This is a genomic window from Shewanella litorisediminis, from assembly GCF_016834455.1.
Classification (GTDB): Bacteria; Pseudomonadota; Gammaproteobacteria; order Enterobacterales; family Shewanellaceae; genus Shewanella; species Shewanella litorisediminis.
The window spans coordinates 2,774,277-2,797,246 of the sequence record NZ_CP069213.1 but is presented as its reverse complement, the minus strand read 5'-3'; the positions used below and the strand labels follow the sequence as shown (position 1 = coordinate 2,797,246).

General features: G+C 53.1%; 20 protein-coding genes. 13 read left to right on the top strand and 7 right to left on the bottom strand.

Features of this window, described 5'->3' with window-relative positions; all coding sequences use genetic code 11:
- Nucleotides 1-65 precede the first annotated feature (65 nt).
- On the bottom strand, nucleotides 66-557 hold the full coding sequence (locus JQC75_RS12290; protein WP_203324369.1) for an outer membrane protein assembly factor BamE: 492 nt from the start codon (nucleotides 555-557) through the stop codon (nucleotides 66-68).
- A 324-nt stretch (nucleotides 558-881) separates the two neighbouring features.
- On the opposite strand from JQC75_RS12290, the gene JQC75_RS12285 reads away from it, so the two are divergent.
- From JQC75_RS12285 to JQC75_RS12260, 6 genes are all read left to right on the top strand, one after another.
- Complete coding sequence (locus JQC75_RS12285; RefSeq protein WP_203324368.1) at nucleotides 882-1,673, top strand: SAM-dependent methyltransferase; 792 nt, start codon at nucleotides 882-884, stop codon at nucleotides 1,671-1,673.
- A 54-nt stretch (nucleotides 1,674-1,727) separates the two neighbouring features.
- A complete protein-coding gene (locus JQC75_RS12280; protein ID WP_203324367.1) occupies nucleotides 1,728-1,943 on the top strand; it encodes a hypothetical protein in 216 nt (71 codons plus the stop codon).
- The gene (locus tag JQC75_RS12275) at nucleotides 1,944-3,878 is read left to right on the top strand and encodes a tetratricopeptide repeat-containing diguanylate cyclase (RefSeq protein WP_203324366.1); all 1,935 of its coding nucleotides are present in this window, start codon (nucleotides 1,944-1,946) and stop codon (nucleotides 3,876-3,878) included.
- Nucleotides 3,879-5,198: 1,320 nt separating this feature from the next.
- On the top strand, nucleotides 5,199-6,830 hold the full coding sequence (gene aceB, locus JQC75_RS12270) for a malate synthase A (protein WP_203324365.1): 1,632 nt from the start codon (nucleotides 5,199-5,201) through the stop codon (nucleotides 6,828-6,830).
- A 77-nt stretch (nucleotides 6,831-6,907) separates the two neighbouring features.
- Complete coding sequence (gene aceA, locus JQC75_RS12265) at nucleotides 6,908-8,227, top strand: isocitrate lyase (protein ID WP_203324364.1); 1,320 nt, start codon at nucleotides 6,908-6,910, stop codon at nucleotides 8,225-8,227.
- Between the two features lie 261 nt (nucleotides 8,228-8,488).
- Nucleotides 8,489-9,955 (top strand): HDOD domain-containing protein, encoded by a 1,467-nt coding sequence (locus JQC75_RS12260; protein WP_203324363.1) that lies wholly within the window; start codon nucleotides 8,489-8,491, stop codon nucleotides 9,953-9,955.
- Here JQC75_RS12260 and JQC75_RS12255 read toward each other — a convergent pair.
- The 4 genes from JQC75_RS12255 to JQC75_RS12240 all read right to left on the bottom strand — a co-directional run bounded on the left by JQC75_RS12255 (nucleotide 9,949) and on the right by JQC75_RS12240 (nucleotide 12,692).
- A complete protein-coding gene (locus tag JQC75_RS12255; protein WP_203324362.1) occupies nucleotides 9,949-10,419 on the bottom strand; it encodes a nuclear transport factor 2 family protein in 471 nt (156 codons plus the stop codon). The genes JQC75_RS12260 and JQC75_RS12255 overlap by 7 nt on opposite strands.
- 37 nt (nucleotides 10,420-10,456) lie before the next feature.
- On the bottom strand, nucleotides 10,457-11,281 hold the full coding sequence (locus tag JQC75_RS12250; protein ID WP_203324361.1) for a M90 family metallopeptidase: 825 nt from the start codon (nucleotides 11,279-11,281) through the stop codon (nucleotides 10,457-10,459).
- A gap of 336 nt (nucleotides 11,282-11,617) precedes the next feature.
- On the bottom strand, nucleotides 11,618-11,989 hold the full coding sequence (locus tag JQC75_RS12245; protein WP_203324360.1) for a CopG family transcriptional regulator: 372 nt from the start codon (nucleotides 11,987-11,989) through the stop codon (nucleotides 11,618-11,620).
- On the bottom strand, nucleotides 11,949-12,692 hold the full coding sequence (locus JQC75_RS12240) for an AAA family ATPase (protein ID WP_011760485.1): 744 nt from the start codon (nucleotides 12,690-12,692) through the stop codon (nucleotides 11,949-11,951). Before JQC75_RS12240 ends, JQC75_RS12245 begins: the two co-directional genes overlap by 41 nt.
- A gap of 435 nt (nucleotides 12,693-13,127) precedes the next feature.
- On the opposite strand from JQC75_RS12240, the gene JQC75_RS12235 reads away from it, so the two are divergent.
- On the top strand, nucleotides 13,128-13,343 hold the full coding sequence (locus tag JQC75_RS12235; RefSeq protein ID WP_203324359.1) for a DUF3820 family protein: 216 nt from the start codon (nucleotides 13,128-13,130) through the stop codon (nucleotides 13,341-13,343).
- Nucleotides 13,344-13,433: 90 nt separating this feature from the next.
- On the top strand, nucleotides 13,434-14,396 hold the full coding sequence (locus JQC75_RS12230) for a GNAT family N-acetyltransferase (protein ID WP_203324358.1): 963 nt from the start codon (nucleotides 13,434-13,436) through the stop codon (nucleotides 14,394-14,396).
- An 8-nt stretch (nucleotides 14,397-14,404) separates the two neighbouring features.
- Here the strand turns inward: JQC75_RS12230 and JQC75_RS12225 are convergent, their stop codons facing one another.
- Entirely contained in the window at nucleotides 14,405-16,126 is a 1,722-nt protein-coding gene (locus tag JQC75_RS12225; RefSeq protein WP_203324357.1) for a bifunctional metallophosphatase/5'-nucleotidase, read from the bottom strand.
- A gap of 51 nt (nucleotides 16,127-16,177) precedes the next feature.
- Nucleotides 16,178-17,239, bottom strand: a complete 1,062-nt coding sequence (locus JQC75_RS12220; RefSeq protein WP_203324356.1) for a CNNM domain-containing protein — start codon at nucleotides 17,237-17,239, stop codon at nucleotides 16,178-16,180.
- A gap of 147 nt (nucleotides 17,240-17,386) precedes the next feature.
- Between JQC75_RS12220 and rlmN the strand changes: the two genes are divergently transcribed.
- The 5 genes from rlmN to hisS all read left to right on the top strand — a co-directional run bounded on the left by rlmN (nucleotide 17,387) and on the right by hisS (nucleotide 22,948).
- On the top strand, nucleotides 17,387-18,508 hold the full coding sequence (gene rlmN, locus JQC75_RS12215) for a dual-specificity RNA methyltransferase RlmN (RefSeq protein WP_203324355.1): 1,122 nt from the start codon (nucleotides 17,387-17,389) through the stop codon (nucleotides 18,506-18,508).
- A 32-nt stretch (nucleotides 18,509-18,540) separates the two neighbouring features.
- Nucleotides 18,541-19,329 carry a type IV pilus biogenesis/stability protein PilW gene (gene pilW, locus JQC75_RS12210; protein ID WP_203324354.1) on the top strand — a complete coding sequence of 263 codons (789 nt, stop codon included), beginning with the start codon at nucleotides 18,541-18,543 and terminating at the stop codon, nucleotides 19,327-19,329.
- Nucleotides 19,326-20,384 (top strand): RodZ domain-containing protein, encoded by a 1,059-nt coding sequence (locus JQC75_RS12205; protein WP_203324353.1) that lies wholly within the window; start codon nucleotides 19,326-19,328, stop codon nucleotides 20,382-20,384. The genes pilW and JQC75_RS12205 overlap by 4 nt, the downstream gene beginning before the upstream one ends.
- A 27-nt stretch (nucleotides 20,385-20,411) precedes the next feature.
- Nucleotides 20,412-21,530 (top strand): flavodoxin-dependent (E)-4-hydroxy-3-methylbut-2-enyl-diphosphate synthase, encoded by a 1,119-nt coding sequence (gene ispG / locus JQC75_RS12200; protein WP_203324352.1) that lies wholly within the window; start codon nucleotides 20,412-20,414, stop codon nucleotides 21,528-21,530.
- 143 nt (nucleotides 21,531-21,673) lie between these two features.
- Nucleotides 21,674-22,948, top strand: coding sequence for a histidine--tRNA ligase (gene hisS / locus JQC75_RS12195; RefSeq protein WP_203324351.1), 1,275 nt, complete (start codon nucleotides 21,674-21,676; stop codon nucleotides 22,946-22,948).
- Nucleotides 22,949-22,970: the final 22 nt, after the last annotated feature.

Sequence of the window (22,970 nt, the reverse complement as noted above, 5' to 3'; positions counted from 1 at the left end):
ATTGAACGATTCCCCCAATAACAAAGCGCCTGCAGGCGCTTTGTTATTGGGGGAATCACTTCGAATCAGAATTTGCGAATCGCTCTGGGATCGTTTTCTTTGCCTTCTTCCACCAAGGGCTTTTCGTCGCCGCGTTGCTCAGGTACCAAGGGCACTGTTTCGGCCGCATTCACGGTTGGCAGTTTGCTCTGTTCCAATGGCGTATTAAATTCGCTGGAAAGCTCATAATCACCTGTTACTTTAACCAGCTGATTATTTCTGAAATACAGCACTAATTCTTTGTGGATGATGCTGGCATCACGACCGCTTTTGAAGTGGTACACATAGTACCAGGTGTCGTCGGCGAAGCTGTCTCTTAGCACGGGACGGCCCAGCACATACTCGGCCTGCTCCTTGGTCATCTCGATTCTGAGTTTTTCAACCTGCTGCGGCTCCATGTAGTTGCCCTGTGGAATATCGGGCTTATACACCAGCCAATCAAAAACACTGCAGCCAGAGAGAGACAGTGAGAGGGCTGCGGCCCCCAGCAGGGTAAGACTTTGCTTCTTATTCAACATCGTGAGTGCTTATTCCTTAAAAACTGCGGGCCATCATACCCAAGGCTGGGTCAAACTGACAAGGGCGGCTGCCGAAAACCCATCATTTGCCGGAATTTGACCATGGTTGCGTCAGAAGGTTCGCTGGTTTCTATCTTGTTATCACTCATACTTAGGATTGATAAGCTCTGAATTAAATGGGCTAGTTAAGCGTGTTCTTAAAAAAGAATTGAATATCAATAGAGTTAGCTCAAGGATTTACCGCGAAAAAGAGTGCGCTGCGTATTGCAATGCGCATGGAAAGTTATAAAAATGTGACTTTTGAGCAGGAACTCGGAGTGGGTCTTGGGTAGTTTGGTCTGTGTGGGCACAGGGATTGGGTTGGCTGGGCAGATCAGCGTCCGGGCCAAGAGTCACATCATCCATGCTGAACTGGTATTCAGCCTGCTGCCGGATGGTTTTGCTCAACAGTATCTCGCAGAACTCAATCCCAACATCGTCAATCTGCAGCAATTTTATGCTCAGGGGGATGAGGTAAAAAGCAGGCGCTTAACCTACGAGCAAATGACGAATGCCATGCTGGCCGCGGTGCGCGCCGGTAAAAGAGTAGTGGGGGCATTTTATGGCCACCCAGGGGTGTTTGCCTGTGTCCCTCATATGGCCATCCGTCGTGCCCGCAGTGAAGGATTTGATGCCTGGATGGAGCCTGGTATTTCGGCGGAAGATTGCCTGTGGGCCGACCTCGGGATTGACCCCGGACAAAGTGGCCACCAGAGTATGGAAGCCAGCCAGTTTTTGTTTTACCAACATGTGCCCAACCCATGTTGTCATTTGTTGCTTTGGCAAATCGCCCTCGCCGGTGAACACACGCTGACCAAGTTTCATACCAGCTCAGACCGATTGCAGGTCTTGGTGGAGCATCTGATGCAGTGGTATCCGCCAGAGCATGAAGTTGTGCTGTATGAGGCAGCATTTTTGCCGGTGCATGCGCCCAGTGTTCACAGAGTCATGCTCAAAGCGTTACCCGGCGCACCAATGAGCCCTGCAACAACCCTGTTGGTGCCGCCTGCCAGGCGGCTTGAATACAATCTTGAGGTGTTGGCCCGACTTGGGCTGAGCCCGGAGGATCTTGCCTGAGTTGGCAAGTGCTTTTGCGACAAAACAACAACAGCGGAAAATAAGGAGAACCAGGTGTCAAAACTGACAGATTTTTTAAAGCAGCTTGGGGAAGATGCTGCCCTGCTGGAGGCATACAAGAAGGACCCCGAAGGCGTGATGCGCCAGCATGGCCTGAGTGAAGATGAAATTCAGGCCATCATGAGTGGTGATAAAGCCAAACTCAAGGCGTTTGGCGGCGAAGAGCAATACCAGTCCCTGGTTGTGATTTATAACGGGAATGATGCCTAAATGACCTGTTACCGTGCTGCAATGGTGTTTGCGCTTTGGTTACTGCTGCCCTGGTTCGCCATGGCAGATGGTGACTATCGAGCAATGCTGAATGAGCTTATTAACATGCAGCACGGTCCTTCCGAGAGAAAAAGTGAGCTCATTGATACCTTAAAGACCGCCGAAAAGGCGCTCGACGCCGAAGAATTCGGTCAGCTGAAAATGATCTTGGGCAGGGAACATTTGTATGAGGGGGCTTATCAAGCCGGGGTGAATGACCTCAAGGTGGCGGAGTCACAACTGTTCTCATCCAGACATTTGCATCTGGTTTATGGCTACCTTGCCACAGGTTATCAGCTGCTCGGTGATTATGAATCGTCCCTGCGTTATTTAAAGCTTGGGCTTGAACTGGTAAAGACAGTTTCAGACAAGGATGTACAGCGCAATGCCTATATCCGGGCGGCGAGTCTCTTCTATCAGCTTGGTTTTTATGAAGAGGTCGGGCTTTATGCCCAGAGGGCGCTGCAGCTGGCTGATGATGCCAATACCAAGGATATCTGTTACGCCAATCTCTATATCGCCGCTTATATCCAGGAGTCGGGCGAGCTGGCCCGTGCCTCGGAGGCATTCCAGCGTACCGGAGATTATTGTCAGGAGCATGGCTGGCGCCTCATCAATGTAATGACCATCAAGTCCCGTGGGCTTATCAGCCATGAGTCAAACCTGATTGACGATGCTATCGCCTTGATGCAGCAGGCCCTGGCGGAGTACCGCATCCTTGGTTTCCAGCTTGAGATTGCCAGTACCCAAAGCGCATTGGCAAAGGCCTATCTCGATATTGGTGATTGGGAAAAGGCAGAGGCGGCAGCCGTTGAAGTCATCGACAGTAAAGCTGCCGACAATAAGGCGCTGAAAGACGCCTGGTATGTGATGGCAACATTGAAAGCCCGTGACAACGATTTTGTGACTGCCTATGAAGCGCAAAAACGTGAAAACGAATATGCCAATCAATTACTGAACGAAATCAAGGCCCGGGAAATGGCCTACCAGGCTGCCAAGTTTAATTTTGCAGAGCAGCAACGGGAAATTGCCTTGCTGAACAGTGAAAGAGACAGCTATCTGGTCAGGCAGGAAACCATATCTAGGGAGCATTCCGGCTCATTGATGATTTCTACCGTGCTTGCCGGGATCACCTTGTTTCTATCTGTGTTTCTGGCAACCGGTTTGTCTCAGCGTAACAAATACATGCGCCTTGCTCAGCGAGACGGGCTGACCGGAACCTATAATCGCGCCACGGGGCAGGAGAAAGGCGAAAATGCCCTGATTGGCTGCATGGCGAGAGGCGAGCTCACTGCTGTTGTCTTGCTGGATTTGGATAACTTTAAGCGGATCAATGACGAGTTCGGCCATGCCACAGGTGACTGGACGCTCAAAAAGGTCGTGGAAGTGATTCGGCCTCAGTTGGCCGACGACCATATTCTTTGCCGTTTTGGCGGAGAGGAATTTATGGTGGTATTGCCCGGGCTATCCGGTGCTCAGGCGGCACAAGTGGCTGACCGTTGCCGGGAGGCCATTGCCGGGGTAAACACCCATTATTCAGGACATAGCTTTAAACTGACGGCCAGCTTCGGGGTTACAGAGTGGCAGAATGGTGATTTAAGTCTCGACCCCATGATTAAAAGGGCCGATTTGGCCCTGTACCGGGCCAAGCACCTGGGGCGCAACCGCGTCGTCAGCTATGGCTTTGCTGAGCTTGAGGGCGACAACACCCAGGCACACTCTGCCACTCACGAAAAAACGGCATCACAAACCAGTCCCCAAATGCCCTCGCAAACAGCAATGGTGTCAGATGTAAATGCCGACGATACCTCTTCAGCGGTGAGTGCTGCGTTTACTGGCTCTCCTGCCCAAACCAAGGTCAACCTGGAGTCGCCTGACAAGGTCGCCACCCCCTGACGATGGCTCCCAGGAAACGACGTACCAAGGTTTACTCTCGTCAAAGGCGTCTGCTTACCGGCGAGGCTTAATATCCAGCATTTTACTTATCCTCAAAGCCGTATACCGACACCTTAATCCGTCGATAATGAAAGACTCCGGCTCAACAGACCCTGTAAGCTGACTGTCACAGACATGCACTGGGCTTGCCCCTGACGCCATTGCTATGCGAGCTGGCAGAGGTGTCTATTAGGGTTTGCGACCACACCGCTTTCGTTCTGACATCCCCACCTTTTCCCCGCTGACTCAGCACTGTGCTTATCTGCTTTGAGCTACTCGATGCTGCTGAGTTGCTCAAGTTAAGACTGCAAGCACGAATAAAGGCCGTTGCGACTCAAATTAGACTGGACTGGCGTCTAAATGCCCGGTGGCCGTACATGGGGGCAGTGGGACATTGACTTTTCAGGCTCAGGCTTCGGCGGAGTTGGATTTGTCTTTGCTTATCCTCCAGTTGGGCGTCCATTTAACTTGAGAAAGCCTGAGAAAGGCGCTGCACTGAGTTTAAAGCGCCATTTTTCTTTGCTTTAAGCAGTTGTTCCTATATCACGCCATTCATTCTTCCCTGTCATCTTGCTTTTACCCGCTCCTGGGCTCAATTCTGGTTCACAGGAGCAAACCAAGGGCCTTTATGGCACTAATCAGCTTGTTTTTTGCAAAAAAATTTAAAAATTTTGAATTTTTTCATGACTAAACCAATTGTTGCCAGCTTGTTGATCGGGTGACGCAAGTCTGAAATCAGGATGCGTTATCAGCCAGTGAGATTGCGTTTACGTAAACGTAACATTAAAACGTGTGTTTGAATTACTGTTGGGTGGGTTTTGATTTAAGTGTTTGTAAATATTGATTTATTTTTGTTTACGCAGAGGGCAGTTCGAAACATTTTATATGGTTACGACCAAAGTCAAACGGCTATTTTGCAGTAAATAAAGATATACACAATGAAATTTAATTACCTAATTAACTACATGTTGTGGGGCGTGGTATTTTGGTAAGACAAATTTCTCACTCACTAACGTTTATGATATCTTTGTTTGTAAAAATGACAATAAAAACATAGCTATGTGGTGGTTTTTTGTTTTTGGTCTTACCAATTTCGCTCTGTGGTTTTGCTCGCTATTTCATCGGTTATGCGACTTTTTGACTGTTGCAATTACAAATGTTTGTCGCTAATTTTTGGTTCGAAACGAACATTTGACGGTTTTTGCTGGCTTGTAATGACGTAAGAATACGCACAGAACAAATCCGCAAGCCGGGAAGAAACCGACAATCGGGGATATCACCATGACAGAGCAAATTATGGAGCAGCCACAGACTCTGACCGGGCTCAAGCTGGCAGGTCATCATATTCAAGGCCAGGAAGAGGTTTTTACCGAGGGCGCGATGTCGCTGCTCGAGTCCTTGTGTACCAGGTTTGCCGGCGACGTGGATGTCTTGCTGGAGAAGCGTAAAGGTCGTCAGGTACGCATCGATAAAGGTGAACTGCCTGATTTCCTGCCGGAGACCCGTGCCATTCGCGATGGCAAGTGGACAATTCGGGGGATACCAACCGATTTGCAAGACCGCCGGGTGGAGATCACAGGTCCCGTGGACCGCAAAATGATCATCAACGCCCTGAATGCAGATGTGAAAGTCTTTATGGCGGACTTTGAAGATTCGTTGGCACCCAGCTGGGAAAAGGTGGTTCAGGGGCAAATCAATCTGCGCGATGCGGTGCGTGGAACCATTGAATACACAGCGCCCGACACGGGTAAAGAATACCGTTTGAACGATAACCCAGCGGTGTTGATTGCCAGGGTGCGCGGTTTGCACCTGAAAGAAAAGCATGTGGAATTTAACGGACAATCGATTCCCGGAGCCCTGTTTGATTTCTGCTTCTACTTTTACCACAACTACCGCCAGTTACTGAGTAAAGGCAGTGGGCCGTACTTTTACATTCCCAAGCTTGAGAGCCATCTTGAAGCGCGCTGGTGGGCCAAGGTATTTGCCTTTACTGAAGAGCGTTTCTGTCTCGAGCCAGGCACCATCAAGTGTACCTGTCTGATTGAAACCCTGCCGGCCGTGTTTGAGATGGACGAAATCCTCTATGAACTGCGCTCAAATATTGTCGCGCTCAACTGTGGTCGCTGGGACTACATCTTCAGCTACATCAAAACGTTAAAGCACCACAGTGATCGCGTGCTGCCCGACAGACAGCAGGTCACCATGGATAAACCTTTCCTCAGCGCCTATTCGCGTCTGCTTATCAAAACCTGTCACAAGCGGGGCGCTCTGGCCATGGGCGGGATGGCGGCTTTCATTCCTGCCAAAGATGCCGAGGCCAATCGTTTGGTACTTGAGCGGGTATGCAAAGACAAGGAACTGGAAGCCCGTAACGGCCATGACGGCACCTGGGTGGCCCATCCCGGTCTGGCTAAAACGGCCATGGCAGTGTTTAACCAGTTCATCGGCGATGACCATTGCAATCAGCTGCACATTACCCGTGACGTGGATGCACCGATTTTGGCCAGTGAGCTGCTGGCGCCCTGCGAAGGTGAGCGCACCGAGCATGGCATGCGACTCAATATCCGCATTGCGCTGCAATACATCGAAGCCTGGATCAGTGGCAATGGTTGTGTCCCCATTTACGGGCTTATGGAAGATGCGGCGACGGCGGAAATTTCCCGCGCCTCTATCTGGCAATGGATCCACCATCAAAAGCACCTGTCCAACGGTAAGCTGGTAACCAAGGCCTTGCTGAAGGAAATGCTGGTGGAGGAGCTTGCCAACGTCAAAGAAGAAGTGGGCAGCGAGCGCTTTACCCATGGCAAGTTTACTCAGGCTGCTGTGCTGCTGGAGGAAATCACCACCGCCGACGAGCTGGTCGACTTCCTCACGCTGCCAGGCTATGAGCTGCTGACCAAACAAGAACACTGATAACTACCTGAATATAAGAACATCTTACCCGCCACACGCGTGGCGGGCAGACCCTAACACCCCAAAGGAGAGTCACCATGAGCAAGTACATCAGCCGCCAGGAACAAATTGACGCACTGAAAAAGGACTGGGCCGAAAACCCACGCTGGAAAGGGGTGCGCCGTCCCTACACTGCCGAAGAAGTGGTTTCACTGCGCGGCTCCTTCGTACCAGAGAATACAGTTGCCCAGCGCGGAGCCGCCAAACTGTGGGAGCTGGTCAACGGTGGTGCCAAGAAAGGCTATGTGAACTCCCTCGGTGCCCTGACCGGTGGTCAGGCCGTACAACAGGCCAAGGCCGGTATTGAAGCTATCTACTTGTCGGGCTGGCAGGTTGCCGCCGATGCCAACCTGGCCGGTACCATGTACCCAGACCAGTCGCTGTACCCAGCCAACTCTGTGCCTGCTGTGGTTGGTCGTATCAATAACTCTTTCCGCCGCGCAGATCAGATCCAATGGAGCAACGGTGTTGGCCCGGAAGATGACAAGTTTGTCGATTACTTCCTGCCAATCGTTGCCGATGCAGAAGCCGGTTTTGGTGGTGTACTCAATGCGTACGAATTGATGAAGTCCATGATTGATGCCGGTGCCGCCGGTGTGCACTTTGAAGACCAGCTGGCGTCGGTGAAAAAATGCGGTCACATGGGCGGTAAGGTGTTGGTGCCAACGCAGGAAGCGGTACAAAAACTGGTTGCGGCCCGTCTGGCGGCTGACGTGTCCGGTGTTGAGACGCTGGTGATTGCCCGTACCGACGCCAACGCTGCCGATTTGCTGACCTCGGATTGCGACCCATACGACAGCGACTTCATCACAGGTGAGCGCACCAGTGAAGGTTTCTACCGTGTCCGTGCCGGTCTGGATCAGGCCATCGCCCGCGGTCTGGCTTATGCTCCTTATGCCGACCTCATCTGGTGTGAAACCGCCAAGCCGGATTTGGAAGAAGCCCGCCGTTTCGCAGAGGCCATCCATGCCCAGTACCCAGACCAGCTGCTGGCCTATAACTGCTCGCCTTCGTTCAACTGGAAGAAGAACCTTGACGATGCCACTATCGCCAAGTTCCAGCAGGCGCTGTCTGACATGGGCTACAAGTATCAGTTCATCACTCTGGCCGGTATCCACAACATGTGGTTCAACATGTTCGACCTGGCGTACGACTACGCCCGTGGCGAAGGCATGAAGCACTATGTTGAGAAGGTTCAGGAAGCCGAGTTCGCTGCCGCCAGCAAGGGATATACCTTTGTGGCGCACCAACAGGAAGTGGGCACAGGCTACTTCGACAAGATGACCAACATCATCCAGGGCGGCGCCTCTTCAGTGACCGCACTGACCGGTTCCACCGAGGAAGAACAGTTCCACTGATAGTCGTTGCTCCCTTTTACCCTGCACGGTTTCCTACGTGCCGTGCGGGGCTTTTCTCTCCCTCTGGGTGAGACTTCCCATGCTGTTGTTTTCAACCACGTTGCTTGTGTTTTGCGGCCTTCCTTGGGCCGCTTTTTTTTGATTTTAGCCTTTGGGCGCCGTAAATTTGCCCTGACAGTTAAAAGTTGACGTCAGGCAGTCGCCTTACCGGCAAATCCCTGTCTATAATCGGAAAACATTCTCTTTACGTGTGAAACTCCATTGAAAAACAACGTTGGTGAACCCAAGGGTGTGGATTATTGGACCAAGAGGATCAGTGAGCAGGAAATGCCTGCCCTGTGCTCAACGGTAAAAACCCTTGAAAAGTTGGCAAAGGATGATGTCTCCTCCATGGCGATACTAGGCCGTAGTGTGATGCACGACAATGCCCTCACATCCCGGATCCTGCGCGTGGCAAACAGCGCTACCTACAATAAGGGCATCAGCCAGGTCACGACAGTGAGCCGGGCCGCCGTAGTGCTGGGTTTCGATACCATTCGTAATATCTGTATTACTGCCAAATTGCTCTCCAGCCTGCTGGAAAACAAAAATCTCACCCCCGGCGTATATCAAAGGCTGCTGAAACTGATGGCGCGTTCATTTCAGGCCGCCATGTTGGCCAGGATGATGCTGGGCGCACATGATGAAGAAATGCAGGAAGAAGCCTTTATCGCAGCGCTTTTGTATCACCTTGGCGAAAGCGCCTTCTGGAGCATGGGGGGACCTCTTGCCAACGAGCTGGACAGAGCCCTTGACGGCGTTGAGGATCCTGCCGCCGTACTCACCCAGGTTCGAGAACATCTGGGCACCAGTTTTGGCCAGTTGACCCAAGGTTTGGCGCGTAACTGGGGGCTTGGGGAAGTGCTCATCAAGTCGCTCAACAATCCCGACGAGCGCATGCCCGAAATCCGCGCCATCTTTGTTGCCAACAAGCTGGTGCAGGAGCTGGCAGAAACCTACCCCGACCATGCCGAGCTTGAAAAGCGGGTGCGTCAGGGCGCCGAAATGATGGGCTTGAAACCCGATGATTTTAAGGCGCGGGCCATTCAATGTGCCAAGGCGACCCACAAGCTGGCCGACGCCTATGGCGCCAAGGTCTTGGTGGAGTTCTTGCCAAGCCCCAATCGTTTGTTGGAAACCCCGGAAAGTCTCAATGAAGGACGCTGGCGCGAAGGCGATGTGAATATTCAGCTTAAAAAGCTCCGCGAACTCACAGGCTTTGCGGTGGCCAAAGCCGATATTAATCAGGTAATGCAAACCACACTGGAGGGAATACTAAACGGTGTGGGTGTGGATAGCTGCGCCGTGCTGCTGTTATCGCCCAGTCGCAAGATGCTGCAGCCCCGCATAGTGCTTGGAGACAATGCCGACAACATCAAGCGCGACTTTGTAATCGATATTACCGAGCCCGATCATCTGTTTCGCCATGTGATTGATTTGAAACAGCCCCTGAATGTGGATTCTCCAGATTCGCCACGCTGGCGACTTAGCCTGGATGAACCCTTGCGTAAGCGCTTGGCCAAGAGCGGCTTCTTATTGGCACCGCTTGAAATGGATGGCAAGGTGATAGGGCTGTTTTATGCCGACAGGGGCTTATCGGGACGCCACTTTGGCGATGATGAGTTTGGCAGTTTTACCCACTTTACCCAACTCGCCAATGTGTGTTTCTCGGTGGCCGTGCGTCAGTGAGTCTTTGATTTGGCCTCGAAGGCCATGATTTGCCGGGCGATGTCTTTGGATACCTCGTTGGGCACCGCAAAACTCAGGTGATACTGCAACACCCGCCAGCCCTCTGCGGTTTTCACCAGGGCGCCACTGCCTCGGGTGAGCCCGTATTTTTCGTTAAATAACAGCTCATCAAACATAATGGTGTCGCCGTGCTCTATCAGGGCACGGCGACGTGGTTCGTAAGTCCAGCCTTTGGTGGGACTCGCGTACCGGCGAAACTCGTCCATTCCCCAGCGCTCGCCGGCATCAGTACCAAGAAACACAGCGTCCTGAGTGTAAAGTGCAAAATAGGCATCCCAATTGGCGCTTGCCGCGTGCTGATGCAGAGCGTCGAGTACATTGGTGGCCTGCTGTTGCTCAAGCTCTCCCGCCGTACTCTGGCTGCCAACAAGCAGGGCTGCCAGAAACAATGCTTTCTTTATCATTGATTGGTCTCGTTTTTATGGTGTTTTTGCCACCATATCACCGCCACTGCGCCGGATCCAACCGATAAAAACGTGCAAACTCTTCATAGAGCTGCCGGTGTTGGGCTGCAAAGGGGTCGGGGCGGGTAAAAAAGGTTTCGCTGACGACGGCAAAGAACTCGGCGGGCGCTGTGGCGCCGTAATAATCGAACAGGCTTGGTTGCCCGGCGTCTGCAGCATGACAGAGCTGGTCGTATTCCTGCTGCATGATAGTGGACCAGCTTTGGTAACGTTCGCTGCTGGGCAGGGGCGGCGCGCCATCGGCCCGGCCATCTTCCTGATCAAGCTGGTGGGCAAACTCATGGATGATGACGTTGAAGCCGTCAAAGGGATGCTCGCAGTCCTCAATGATGTCGTGCCATGACAGCAGCACCTGTCCCTGGCTCCAGGACTCACCTGAAAGGAGCGCATGCCGCTCCCAGACAACCCCGGCTGCATCCTGCTCATTGCGGTTAACGTAGAAGGCGTTGGGATACACCAGAATTTGCCGAAGGCCCGGGTAGAAGTCAGTGTCACGGTTGAGCAGCAACAAGCAGGCCTGGGCGGCAATGGTTAGCCTGACTTCGTCGGTGATTTGAAACCCATTGCAGCCGATAAACTGCTTCTCGCCGAGAAAAATCAGGATCTTTCGCCTGAGCTCCTGTTGCAGGTGATCCGGCAGCAAGGGGTAATGGGCAACACGCTTTTTGAGAATCGCGCGCCAGCTCGCTGGAAATACCCCGCTGGCAAGGGCTTTATGCCGCCGATGGCGGCGAGAAGGACCCGAGGCTATCCAATATATGCCGAGCATCCCCAGTAAACTCACAATGATGAGTGCCGCCATCTCGCTTCCGATTGATTTCCTTTCTCTCTCAATGGGGGTTGGCGACAAGTAAATCAAGGGAACGCGGGGTTTGGTCTCGTGTCCAGCCCTGACATACGTGCATTTACGACAGTTTTTGGGTGGGCCTTTTGCGCGCTATAACGCACTAACTGGTGTTGCTGTCATGTGGGGCGCTGTCATGCAATGGCCAACTCGCTTGGTGAGATCAATCCCAATGCAGAGTCAGTTCAGGGCAAATACCAGATTGCTTGTTTAATGGATAAAAAAATCTGGCAGCTCATTGTTAAAAACCTTGTGTGCTGCCAGCAAAAGGGGCGGGAGGTTGATGTTGAATCTTCAGTCCACGCAAAGGGCGCGTTCTATGTGTTGGCGCTCCTCGGTCGTTAACTGGTAATGGTACTCGATTAAAAAGCGCACCAGCTTTGATTTGGCTATGTCGCAGTCACTGGCCATCTCGGCCAGATGGGCGATAGCAGGCTCGCTCAAGGTAAAGGTTGCTTTTCTGAAATTGGGTCTGCGCTTTTTGGCCTGTGGCTTTACCGCGCCATGGCGCAGGCGATGGTTTTCCAGCGATATTACTGCGCCCCGCTGTTGTGGCAGCCCCATGGCATACAGATTGGCCCCGTCGATAAAATCTTCAATGGAGGTGGCCAGCTGCAGCCGGTTATCACACGGCGTAGAGTTTTTCTTGAGATCTGCCAGTCCCATATTGACCTCTCATTTTACTGATTTGAGTCTGCTGCAACTGATTCCGCACTTCCTGGGCATTGGCGGCGCCCAGCATTTCACAGGCGATGGCGCGAATTTCGTCGGCGGCTTTGCCTTCGTGATCGATTTCAATCACAGACAAGCCAGACTCTTCACTGTCGTCATAGATGTTGCGGGAGTAAGTGATGGCGTCGAGCACATTGATGTCGTAGGTGCGACACACTTCCTTGGCTTCCAAAATCCGGTTGGACTGATTGGGCAGCGTCGGACACTGAGTGATGACAAAAGATGCCTTCATCTTGGGGTTTATCATCATACAGGTAGCGACCACGTCATCCATGTGGCTCACGGTTTTGAGGTCGCGGCGCTTTGGACGCAATGGCATCAGAATGTGAGACGCAACCGACATGGTGGCTCGCAGCGCGAGGTTATCCTGACCGCCACAGTCCACAATCACATAATCGTAATGCTGTTCAAGGCTCAGCAAATCGTTTCGAATTTTGCCATACAGCTGAACGCAATTGATTGCGGGAAGCTTGGGATTATTGTTGCGGGCCTGGATCCAGTCTGATGTGGTTCGCTGGGGATCACAGTCAACCATGATCACTGAGCCACCACATTCCTTGGTAAGAAATACGGCTATGTTTTGTGCCAGGCAGCTTTTGCCACTGCCACCTTTTTCCCCGCCGACCAAAATAATCATCTTTTTACCCCTGTGTTTGCCATTGGGCCTGTGATTTACAGTGAGGTCTGTGCATACGCACAACCTACGGTAAACTCAATCTAGTGTCTGGGGTGCATATGGTCAATTACCTGATTTTTGACACTTTTTTATTTTTGGCGCCGCGCCATGACTTTGACATTTGTCCGTCATTCGTCAAAAAGGCGTCGCGTCATCGCTCTGGCGATAACAAACAGATAATATTGTTAACAAACAAGCTGTTAACTGTGTCTTTTTGTTCGGTTGCCTTAGTAGATTCGGCTGAGGTTCCCTTGATTAGTCTACTTCTTTCAATCATTTATTGGTTTTGGTTATTAAAAATATTAAATATATTCCTAAATGTTCTTTCTGTGGATGGGTTAAACTGACCGCACTGAAGTACTCTTTGCCTCCATCGGACGTCGTGACGGAGAAGATATGGATACCAAGTCATTGAAAGTGGCTATAAATCGCAAAATGCCTTTTGGTAAATATGCCGGAAGACGACTGCTGGAATTACCAGAGCCCTACCTGGTGTGGTTTAAGGCCAATGGGTTTCCACAGGGGCGCCTGGGTGAAGAGTTGGCGCTTATCTATGAAGTGAAACTCAACGGACTGGAAGCCATGCTGCGACCGCTGCTGGATGATGCCTGAGGGATAGCAACGCCTCAGCGAAAATGTGCCATCACCTGCTATCAAAGACACTCAACCCATAATCAATAAGCTCGGGTCGGTAACAACCAAATGCAGATAGTCCCCCTCAAGTCCAGCCACTTCCCGCAAATTGCCACTGTCTTCCATCAGGCGGTGAGTGCGGCTGCTGGCAAAGGCTACACCCAGGCACAATGCGAGGCCTGGAGTGCCGGCATCCGGGATAAACGCTATTGGCGCTCAAGGCTTCGCCGCAGTCTGGTGCTGGTGGCACGGGATAACGATGAGGTACTGGGATTTATTGATTGTGAGCTTTGTCATCCCGATAAGGGATACATAGGTCATCTTTATGTCGCGCCGGCACATCAGGGCAGGGGGATTGGCGGTAAATTGATAGACGCACTCGTCCGTCAGGCGCCCTGTTTTGGTGTTGGCGCGCTTACTACCGATGCCTCATTGTTCTCTCACCGGCTTTTTGCAGCCAAGGGGTTCAGTGATAAAGGGCGCTATTTCCAACAAAAGTCAGGACAGGTACTGCCCGGATTTGCCATGACACTGTCTTTGCCTTTTCATATCGATAGCCTGAGGGGCACGGATGTGGCGTCGGTTGCCCGGCTGTTTCACGAGGCGGTGCAGGGAGCATCTGAGTATTACAGCGAAGCCGAGCGTAACGCCTGGTCACCTGCGCTTCGGGACGAGGCCACCTGGCAGTCGCGGCTGGCGCCATCAAAGGTATGGGTTGCCCGCGGCGACTCAGGGATTGTCGGTTTTATCAATTTACTGCCCCGTGGACACGGCGAAGCTGAAATCGACTGTTTGTTTACCGCGCCCGCAGCGGCGCGCTCTGGTGTGGCGGGCAGTCTTTACCGGGTGCTTGAACAGCAGGCGTGGCGTGACGGCGTGCAGCGTCTCACCGTAGAAGCGTCGTATTTCGCCCGGCCGTTTTTTCTGAGCAGGGGATTCACTGAGCTTTGCCGGAACGAACACCCAAGACACGGGCAAGTACTGGTGAATTTCAGTATGGAAAAGTGGCTCACCCGCCCAGAGGTGGGGTGAGCCTGTCGTCAGCCAAGATGGCTGACATAGGATAGCTGCGGTGCCAGCTCATCGGCGATTTCGCCATGGCGCTGAATAAAGCGAATAAAGGCGCCGGGCAGCGTCAGGCCATCGATGGACTCCTGCCAATGGCAGCAAGCCAGGGCATCGTATCCTTCTTTTCCCGATGCGGTGTAAGCCGATGAAACCCCCACGTAGACCTGTTGGCGTTTAACCGGTACCCAAAGGCCATTTTGTGCGACCGTTAACGACAACACCCTTTCTCCCATGGGACGACGGCCATCGTAGTGATACTTAAGCCCAAAGGTATATGGAAAACTGCCCGCGCCCGTGCCCACTACGCTGTTGTTGGTGGCACTGTTGATGGCGGATTCAAGCGCCTCAAACAAGTACTGGCCTTCGATGGCGTATTTCACCAAAGGCAGCTCAAAGGGCAACAAGCGGCCAAGCACATCGGCGAGGGTGATTTGCCCCCGGCTGAGAGACTGGCGCACGCCGCCGGCATTATGCAGTGCAAATTGGACCGCACCGTCAAGAATGCGTGACTCTTCATACATGGCGCGGCTGACCCAGGGCGCTACCTCGCTGCCATGGGGCAATGCTTTGCTGGGCAAGCGGGTATGCACCAGTTCCCTTGGCACCATGGCCAGCACCTGATGGTCCAGCGCGCGGATTGCGGGCCGGAACTCAGTATCTATCACCTGCTGAACATGGGTATGTTGCGCTGGCCAGAGAATGTTTGGATGGGCCTTCAGCTTGGCAATGATGGCATTGCGTGTCATCTCATCGCCGCCATCGATAACCAGATGCTCATCCAGCATCAGGTAATTGGCGCCATCGAGGGAGGTGACCTGTCCCTTGTCATCGAAGCAGATGCTGGCAAGTCCCAGGGTTTCGGCATACTTGCCCGCATGCAATATGGGGGTGCCATTGACGCGCTCACCCCAGGGCACTGCCGATAGTCCCAGCCCGGCAAAATCCCCCATCAGGGTATGGCTGTGACCACCCACGATAAGGCTTATGCCATCCACCGATGCGGCAAGCTTGCGGTCACCGTCGAGGCCAAGGTGGCTGAGCACCAGAATATGATCTATGCCTTGCGCCTTGAGTGCGGCTACCGTGCGCTCACAGGTCTCCACCGCATTGGCGAACTCTGTATCCGGATCGGGCCTGGCTATCACACTCATCTGATCCAGTGTGATGCCGACAATAGCAAGCTCGCGGTCACCAAGGGGATGTTTTATCACCCCGGCGCAGCCGGTGCTGGAGTCGAGGCAATAGAGATTGGGCAACCGGGCCAGTGGAAATGCCTTGGTGGGATCTTCGCCGCTTAAGTCCATGTTGCCGGCCAGCATGGGAAAATCGATGGCTTCGATAAAGCGGTAGAGCGGGGCATTGCCACTGTCGATTTCATGGTTACCCAGTACCATGGCATCGGGTCTGAGCATGTTCAGCAGCCTGGCATTGGCGCGGCCTTTAAACTCGTTAAAGTAAAGGGTGCCCTGAAAGGTATCGCCGCCGTGGAGAAACAAAAACCTCTGGTTATTGCGTTGGGCCTGTTCGCGGGCTTGCTCAAGCAAGGTCGCGATGCGGCCATACCCGCCACTGTGGCAGCCTACGCGCACCATGGTGTTTTCATGAGGTACTGACAGGCTCAGGGCGACGGGGTCGAAGTTACTGTGGCAATCGTTGATGTGTGCCAGTTGCAGGCAATAAGCTGGGGTATGCACAAAACGCCTTATTAACTATGCCCGGCAAGAGCCGGGCAGAAAGCAGAATGACTAAAGGTCTCCGTCCTGGTCGTCTGACAGTCGAATGCCTTTTTCCTTGATGCGTCTTTTCCACAATTGTCTTGCAAGACGCTGCATATCGATGGCCGGGTCGTTCAGGTCAACGATTTCCAGACCGAGCATAGACTCGATAATGTCTTCCTGAGTCACCAGACCCTGAGCGGAACCGTATTCGTCCACCACTACGGCTATCTGGGTGTTGCGTTTAATCATCAGCTCAAGCAGAGGCAGAATCTTGGCCGTTTCGGGCACTGCCAGCAGATTGCGCTTCAGGCTGGCCATGGTGCTTTGGGGATTGTCGCGCACCTCAAGCAACACGTCGGTGCGATTTACAAAACCCTGAATGTCATCATTATCTTCGCCATACACCGGCAGTCGGCTAAAGGGCTTGGACATATGTTTGCTGGCAAAGTCTTCCAATGTCATGGACATGGGGACAGTAAACATCACGGTTCTGGGTGTCATGATGCTGGTAACCGGCATTTCTTTTACCGACAGAATTTGGGTCAGAATACGGGATTCCTGAGCATCCAATTCACCGGACTCGTGCCCCATGCGCGCCATGGCACTCATTTCCTGACGAATATACTGTCCCTCTTCGCCTTTGCCCAACAGTTTGGTCACCTGCTGCGACATCCAGATAAGCGGCTTGGTGGCACGCTCCATCCATAACAGCGCGAGGCTGACTGCCGGCGCCAACGTACGCCAGTGGTTGGCGCCCAGGGTTTTGGGGATGATTTCGGAGAAGAACAAAATAATAAAGGTGAGCACGGCGGAAAAGACGCCCAGCATGTGATCGCCAAAGACATAGGCTGCCTGAGCACCCGCAACAGCGGCACCGACAGTATGGGAAATGGTGTTCAGCGTCAGAATGGCCACCAATGGTGCTTCAACATTGTCTTTTTGGGCGCGCAGTCGGCTGGCTGCGGCGGGATTATCTTCCTCCAGAGAGGCGATATAACTTGGGGTCACAGACAGAAGCACGGCTTCGAACACGCTGCACAGAAAGGAAACGCCAACGGCAACGAGTATGATAATAATGAGGGTAACCATAAAAGGCTAAAATAGCTCCATAGCATAGGCCAAAATCGACCGGCGGCCATGGTACCATAGACTTGGTTTGGCTGCTGGCGAATTTCGTGGCAGATCGGTATAATTCGCGGCCCCCGTGGTGGGAGTAACTGGTTTGAGGTTTGTCTGATGAGTGAAAAGAAGATCAATTTGCTGGACCTGGATTTGCCGGGACTGAAAGCACTGCTGACGGAAATGGGCGAAAAACCCTTTCGTGCCCAGCAGATAATGCAATGGATCTATCATTTCGGTGTCAGCGACTTCGAACAGATGACCAACATCAATAAGGCCATGCGTGCCAAGCTTGCTGCACGTTGTGAAATTGTTGCGCCTGAAATCACCAGTTACCAAAAATCGTCTGATGGCACCATTAAGTTTGCCATCAACGTAGGCCAGGGCCAGGAAGTCGAGACGGTATACATCCCCGAAGAAGACCGGGCCACCCTGTGTGTGTCATCTCAGGTGGGCTGTGCCCTCGAATGCACCTTTTGCTCCACCGCGCAGCAGGGCTTTAACCGTAACCTGACCGTGTCAGAAATCGTTGGCCAGATCTGGCGGGTATCGCACTTTTTGGGTTTCCAGAAAGAAACCGGCGAGCGTCCTATTTCCAACGTGGTGATGATGGGCATGGGTGAGCCTTTGCTGAACCTCGCCAATGTGGTGCCGGCCATGAACATCATGTTGGACGATTATGGTTTTGGTTTGTCCAAGCGCCGCGTGACCCTGTCTACCTCGGGTGTGGTGCCGGCGCTGGATAAGCTTGGCGATGTGATTGATGTGGCTCTGGCGGTGAGTATCCACGCGCCTAATGATGAACTCAGAGATGTGCTGGTACCCATCAACAAAAAGTATCCGCTACAGGAATTTTTGGCTGCCATCCGTCGCTATCTTGAGAAGTCCAATGCTAACCGTGGCCGCGTGACCCTGGAATACGTGATGCTCGATCATATCAATGACAGCACGGATCAAGCCCATGAACTGGCTAAGTTGATGAAGGATACTCCCTGCAAAATCAACCTAATCCCTTTTAATCCCTATCCTGGTTCTCCCTACGGGCGTTCTTCCAACTCCCGTATTGATCGTTTTGCCAAGGTGTTGATGGAATACGATCTGACCGTGATAGTACGCAAAACCCGTGGCGATGATATCGATGCCGCCTGTGGTCAACTTGCCGGCGATATCCGTGATCGCACCAAGCGTCTGACAAAAAAACGCATGCAAGAAAGCCAGATTTCAGTCACAATGAATTAACCCATTGTTTGCACAGCTTAATAGGTCTGAACATGAAGCAAGGATTGCCTTCTTTAACCCTGATCGCCATCCTGTCTGGGCTGGTGACGGGGTGCGTTACCGAACAAACCTACACGGGCACAGATATTCCTGTGTCCGAGCGCACCTTTGATAAAGTGGCGGCGGCAAAGGAGCGCACCCAGTTAGGGCTGACCTATTTACAGCGTGGCAATTCAGAACTCGCCAAATTTAACCTCGATAAAGCCATGGCCTATGCACCGGAACTTGAAGAAGTGCATGTCGCCATGGCCTATTTCTATCAGACCGTAGGAGACCTTCCCCGCACTGAAGAGGCCTATCGCCATGCCGTGCGTTCCAGTAACGCCAGCGGCGACTCTATGAATAACTTTGGGGTGTTTCTGTGCCAGCAAAAACGCTTCGGTGAAGCCGAAGAAATGTTTTTAAAAGCCATTGACCAACCCAAGTACACTCGCACTGCATCAAGCTATGAAAACCTAGGCCTGTGCAGCCGCGATGCGGGACAGATAGAAAAAGCGCGACACTACTTTGATATGGCGCTAAAGTATGACCCTCGGCGAGCCACCTCACTGCTGGAAATGACCGAAATTGCCATGGATAGCAAGGATTTCCAGGGGGCCAAAAGAATGCTGGAGCGTTTGCATTCGGTTATCCCTGAGTCGGCTTCCAGTCTCGCCCTGGGTGTAGAAATTGAACGCCAATTGAATAATCGAGACGCCAGCAGCCGTTATGGCATTATGCTGCTGGCGAAATTTCCCGCTTCACCAGAAGCCAAAGAATATCGGGCCAGTTTGAATCAATGAATGAAGAATTAACGCCTTCTTCCGAAGAGCAGGAAGCGCCAGCGACAGAATCGTTGGGGCAAATTCTCAAGGCCGCCCGCGAAGCCAAGGGGATGTCTGTCGCCGATGTGGCGACGGCGTTGCATTTGCGGCCCTCCGTTGTAAAAGATCTCGAAGCTGACGATTTCAGCAATATTTCCTCAACCACCTATGTGCGTGGATACATCAAAAACTTTGCCCGCATCGTCGAAGCCGATAAGCAGAAGGTGGAGGCTTGCCTGGCAAGCCAGGTGCCCGGTGTCAGCCAACCGGCCATGCAGAGCTTTTCCAGAAAAACGGTGCGTCAGGCCAGAGATAAGCGTTACCTGATGCTCACCTATCTGGTAATCGTGATTCTGCTGGCGTTGCTGGTGTTCTGGTGGCTTCAAACCAGTAAGTTTTTTAACTCCGCGGCAGTGGATTTCTCCAGACCCACGGCTGAAGAAGTGGCGGCCGCAGGGCAAACGTCGATTCAGGACGATCTGATGCAGCGCCTTGGCAACGACGCCGAAGCACAGTCAGAAACCGCGCCGCAGGCAGACATGCAGACAGCATACGAGCAGCCCGAGGGCAGCGTTGGTGTGTCTGTTGTCGGTGAAGAAGCGCAAGTGGGCACTACAGCAGAAACATCTGCGCCGCAAACAAACACCGCGGCTGAAACCGCTGCCGCTGAAACCACAGCCAACAGCACTTTGGGAAACACTAACCCAGCGCCAGCAGCGAATACTGAAACACCCCAGGCGACAGTGGCTGAAAGGCCAAACACTGCCCAGAGTGCGCCCGGTGAAGGAATGGCTGCACTGGTGATGTCATTCAGTGCCGATTGCTGGGTTCAGGTAAAGGATGCCACCGGTAAACTGTTGGTGAGTGACCTGCGTAAGGCCGGTCAGACCATCAATCTCAGCGGTAAGGCGCCTTTCAGCTTTATTCTCGGTGCTCCCCAGGCTGTTAGCCTGAGCATCAATGGTGAGGCTGCCAGCCTCGACGAATTTCCAAAGGGCAGGGTGGCCAGGTTCAGCCTGCCTAAAAACGGTTAAGCGCAACTGCGTGAGAAGTATTTGACCATGTTCAACGAAAATCCCATCAAGCGTCGTCCCTCCAGCCGCATTTATGTCGGTAACGTGCCCATTGGTGATGGCGCGCCCATCGCTGTGCAGTCCATGACCAACACCCGCACCACGGACGTGGCCGCTACAGTGGCGCAAATTCGCGCCCTGGAAAATGTCGGCGCAGACATTGTGCGTGTCTCTGTGCCTACCATGGATGCGGCAGAAGCCTTCAAGCTGATTAAACAGCAGGTAAAGGTGCCTCTGGTGGCCGATATCCACTTCGACTACCGTATTGCCCTCAAAGTGGCCGAATACGGCGTGGATTGTCTGCGTATCAACCCGGGTAATATCGGTAACGAAGAGCGAATTCGCGCCGTGGTTGAGTGTGCCCGTGACAAAAACATTCCCATTCGTATCGGTGTGAATGGTGGCAGCCTTGAAAAAGACCTGATGGACAAGTACAAGGAGCCCACCCCTGAGGCGCTGCTTGAGTCCGCCATGCGCCATGTGGATATTCTCGACCGCCTCAACTTCGACCAGTTCAAGGTGAGCGTGAAGGCATCGGACGTGTTCCTGGCGGTGGAGTCTTATCGACTGCTTGCCAAACAAATCAAACAGCCACTGCACCTTGGGATTACAGAGGCGGGTGGTGCCCGTGCCGGCGCGGTGAAATCCGCCGTTGGCCTGGGAATGTTGCTCGCCGAGGGCATTGGTGACACCCTGCGTATTTCGCTGGCGGCCGATCCGGTGGAAGAAGTGAAAGTGGGTTTTGATATCCTCAAGTCGCTGCGTATCCGCTCACGGGGTATCAACTTTATCGCCTGTCCTTCCTGCTCGCGTCAGGAATTTGATGTTATCTCAACTGTTAACGAGCTTGAGCGGCGCCTTGAAGACGTGACCACAGCCATGGACGTGTCCATCATTGGCTGTGTGGTTAACGGCCCCGGGGAAGCCCTGGTATCCCATTTGGGGCTGGCGGGTGGTCACAAGAAGAGTGGCTACTATGACGACGGCATTCGCCAGAAGGAGCGTTTTGATAACGACAATCTGGTGGATGCTCTGGAAGCCAAGATTCGCGCCAAGGCCAGCCTGATGGCGAATCGGATACCCGTAAAAGAGGGCGATGCCGACTAGGGCTGGCGCTGGTTTTACCTTTGGCCCCCAACCCCCTATAATGCTAACCGCTTTGCCCGGCTCAAACGGGAAGGGCATCCAGGTTGGCATTAGGTCAACATTTTGAATTTCTGAAATATTAGCTATCCAACGAGTCGATTACAGTGGCAAAACAGATCCAAGCGATTCGCGGAATGAATGACATTCTGCCAACCCAGTCTCCCGTGTGGCAAAAGCTCGAAGCAGTGCTGCGCGACGCCGTCGCCGCCTTCGGCTACAGCGAAATCCGCACCCCCATCGTTGAGAGCACGGATCTCTTCAAGCGCTCCATCGGCGAAGTCACCGACATCGTTGAGAAAGAAATGTATACCTTCGAGGACAGAAACGGCGACAGCCTGACACTGCGTCCCGAAGGTACTGCGTCTACTGTGCGTGCCGGTAACGAACACGGTTTGCTCTACAATCAGGAGCAGCGTCTGTGGTACAAGGGCCCAATGTTCCGTCATGAGCGTCCACAAAAGGGCCGCTACCGCCAGTTCCACCAATTTGGTGTTGAGGTGTATGGCATTGCCAGCGCCGATATTGATGCCGAAGTGCTGATGCTGTCCAACATGCTGTGGCAAAAGCTTGGGCTGACCGAGCATGTGGTGCTGGAAATCAACACCCTGGGTGACAGCGCCGAGCGTGCAGCCTACCGCGACGCCCTGATAGCCTTCCTGGAAGTCCATAAAGACAAGCTGGACGAAGACAGCCAGCGTCGTATGTACAGCAATCCGCTGCGGGTGCTGGACACCAAGAACCCCGAAATTCAGGCCATTCTCGCTGATGCGCCGGCCCTGATGGATTACCTCGGTGAGGAGTCCAAGTCACATTTTTCGACCCTGCGTGAACTCTTGGACGCCGTAGGCATCCAATACCGGGTTAACCCCCGTTTGGTTCGCGGGCTGGATTATTACAACCGGACTGTGTTTGAATGGGTCACCGATAGCCTGGGTGCCCAGGGTACAGTGCTCGCCGGTGGCCGTTACGATGGCCTCGTGGGTCAGCTGGGTGGTAAAGATACCCCTGCCGTGGGTTTTGCCATGGGGCTTGAGCGCATAGTGCTCTTGCTGGAAACCCTGGAGCTTGCCAAGGATGTACCGGCAGCAGTGGATGTGTATGTCACTGCCATGGGCGACAACTGTGTACCGGCCGCCTTTGCCATCGCCAGCGAGCTGCGTCAGGCGCTGCCCGGGGTACGTATCATGAGCCACTGCGGCGGTGGTAACTTCAAGAAGCAAATCAAACGCGCCGACAAGAGCGGTGCAGCCCTGGCCCTTATCATTGGTGATAATGAGCTGGCAGAGGGCAAGGTGGCCATCAAGCCGCTTCGCAATGACAACGAACAACAGCTGGTGGCCCGTGAGGCGCTGGCAGAAACAATTAAAGCATTGATTTAATTCCCACATCGGAATTGATTAC

Coding starts and splice junctions, on each gene's coding strand:
- JQC75_RS12290 (WP_203324369.1), bottom strand. CDS start 557: ATGTTGAATAAGAAGCAAAGTCTTACCCTGCTGGGGGCCGCAGCCCTC.
- JQC75_RS12275 (WP_203324366.1), top strand. CDS start 1,944: ATGACCTGTTACCGTGCTGCAATGGTGTTTGCGCTTTGGTTACTGCTG.
- aceB (WP_203324365.1), top strand. CDS start 5,199: ATGACAGAGCAAATTATGGAGCAGCCACAGACTCTGACCGGGCTCAAG.
- aceA (WP_203324364.1), top strand. CDS start 6,908: ATGAGCAAGTACATCAGCCGCCAGGAACAAATTGACGCACTGAAAAAG.
- JQC75_RS12255 (WP_203324362.1), bottom strand. CDS start 10,419: ATGATAAAGAAAGCATTGTTTCTGGCAGCCCTGCTTGTTGGCAGCCAG.
- JQC75_RS12250 (WP_203324361.1), bottom strand. CDS start 11,281: ATGGCGGCACTCATCATTGTGAGTTTACTGGGGATGCTCGGCATATAT.
- JQC75_RS12245 (WP_203324360.1), bottom strand. CDS start 11,989: ATGGGACTGGCAGATCTCAAGAAAAACTCTACGCCGTGTGATAACCGG.
- JQC75_RS12240 (WP_011760485.1), bottom strand. CDS start 12,692: ATGATTATTTTGGTCGGCGGGGAAAAAGGTGGCAGTGGCAAAAGCTGC.
- JQC75_RS12235 (WP_203324359.1), top strand. CDS start 13,128: ATGGATACCAAGTCATTGAAAGTGGCTATAAATCGCAAAATGCCTTTT.
- JQC75_RS12230 (WP_203324358.1), top strand. CDS start 13,434: ATGCAGATAGTCCCCCTCAAGTCCAGCCACTTCCCGCAAATTGCCACT.
- JQC75_RS12220 (WP_203324356.1), bottom strand. CDS start 17,239: ATGGTTACCCTCATTATTATCATACTCGTTGCCGTTGGCGTTTCCTTT.
- rlmN (WP_203324355.1), top strand. CDS start 17,387: ATGAGTGAAAAGAAGATCAATTTGCTGGACCTGGATTTGCCGGGACTG.
- pilW (WP_203324354.1), top strand. CDS start 18,541: ATGAAGCAAGGATTGCCTTCTTTAACCCTGATCGCCATCCTGTCTGGG.
- JQC75_RS12205 (WP_203324353.1), top strand. CDS start 19,326: ATGAATGAAGAATTAACGCCTTCTTCCGAAGAGCAGGAAGCGCCAGCG.
- ispG (WP_203324352.1), top strand. CDS start 20,412: ATGTTCAACGAAAATCCCATCAAGCGTCGTCCCTCCAGCCGCATTTAT.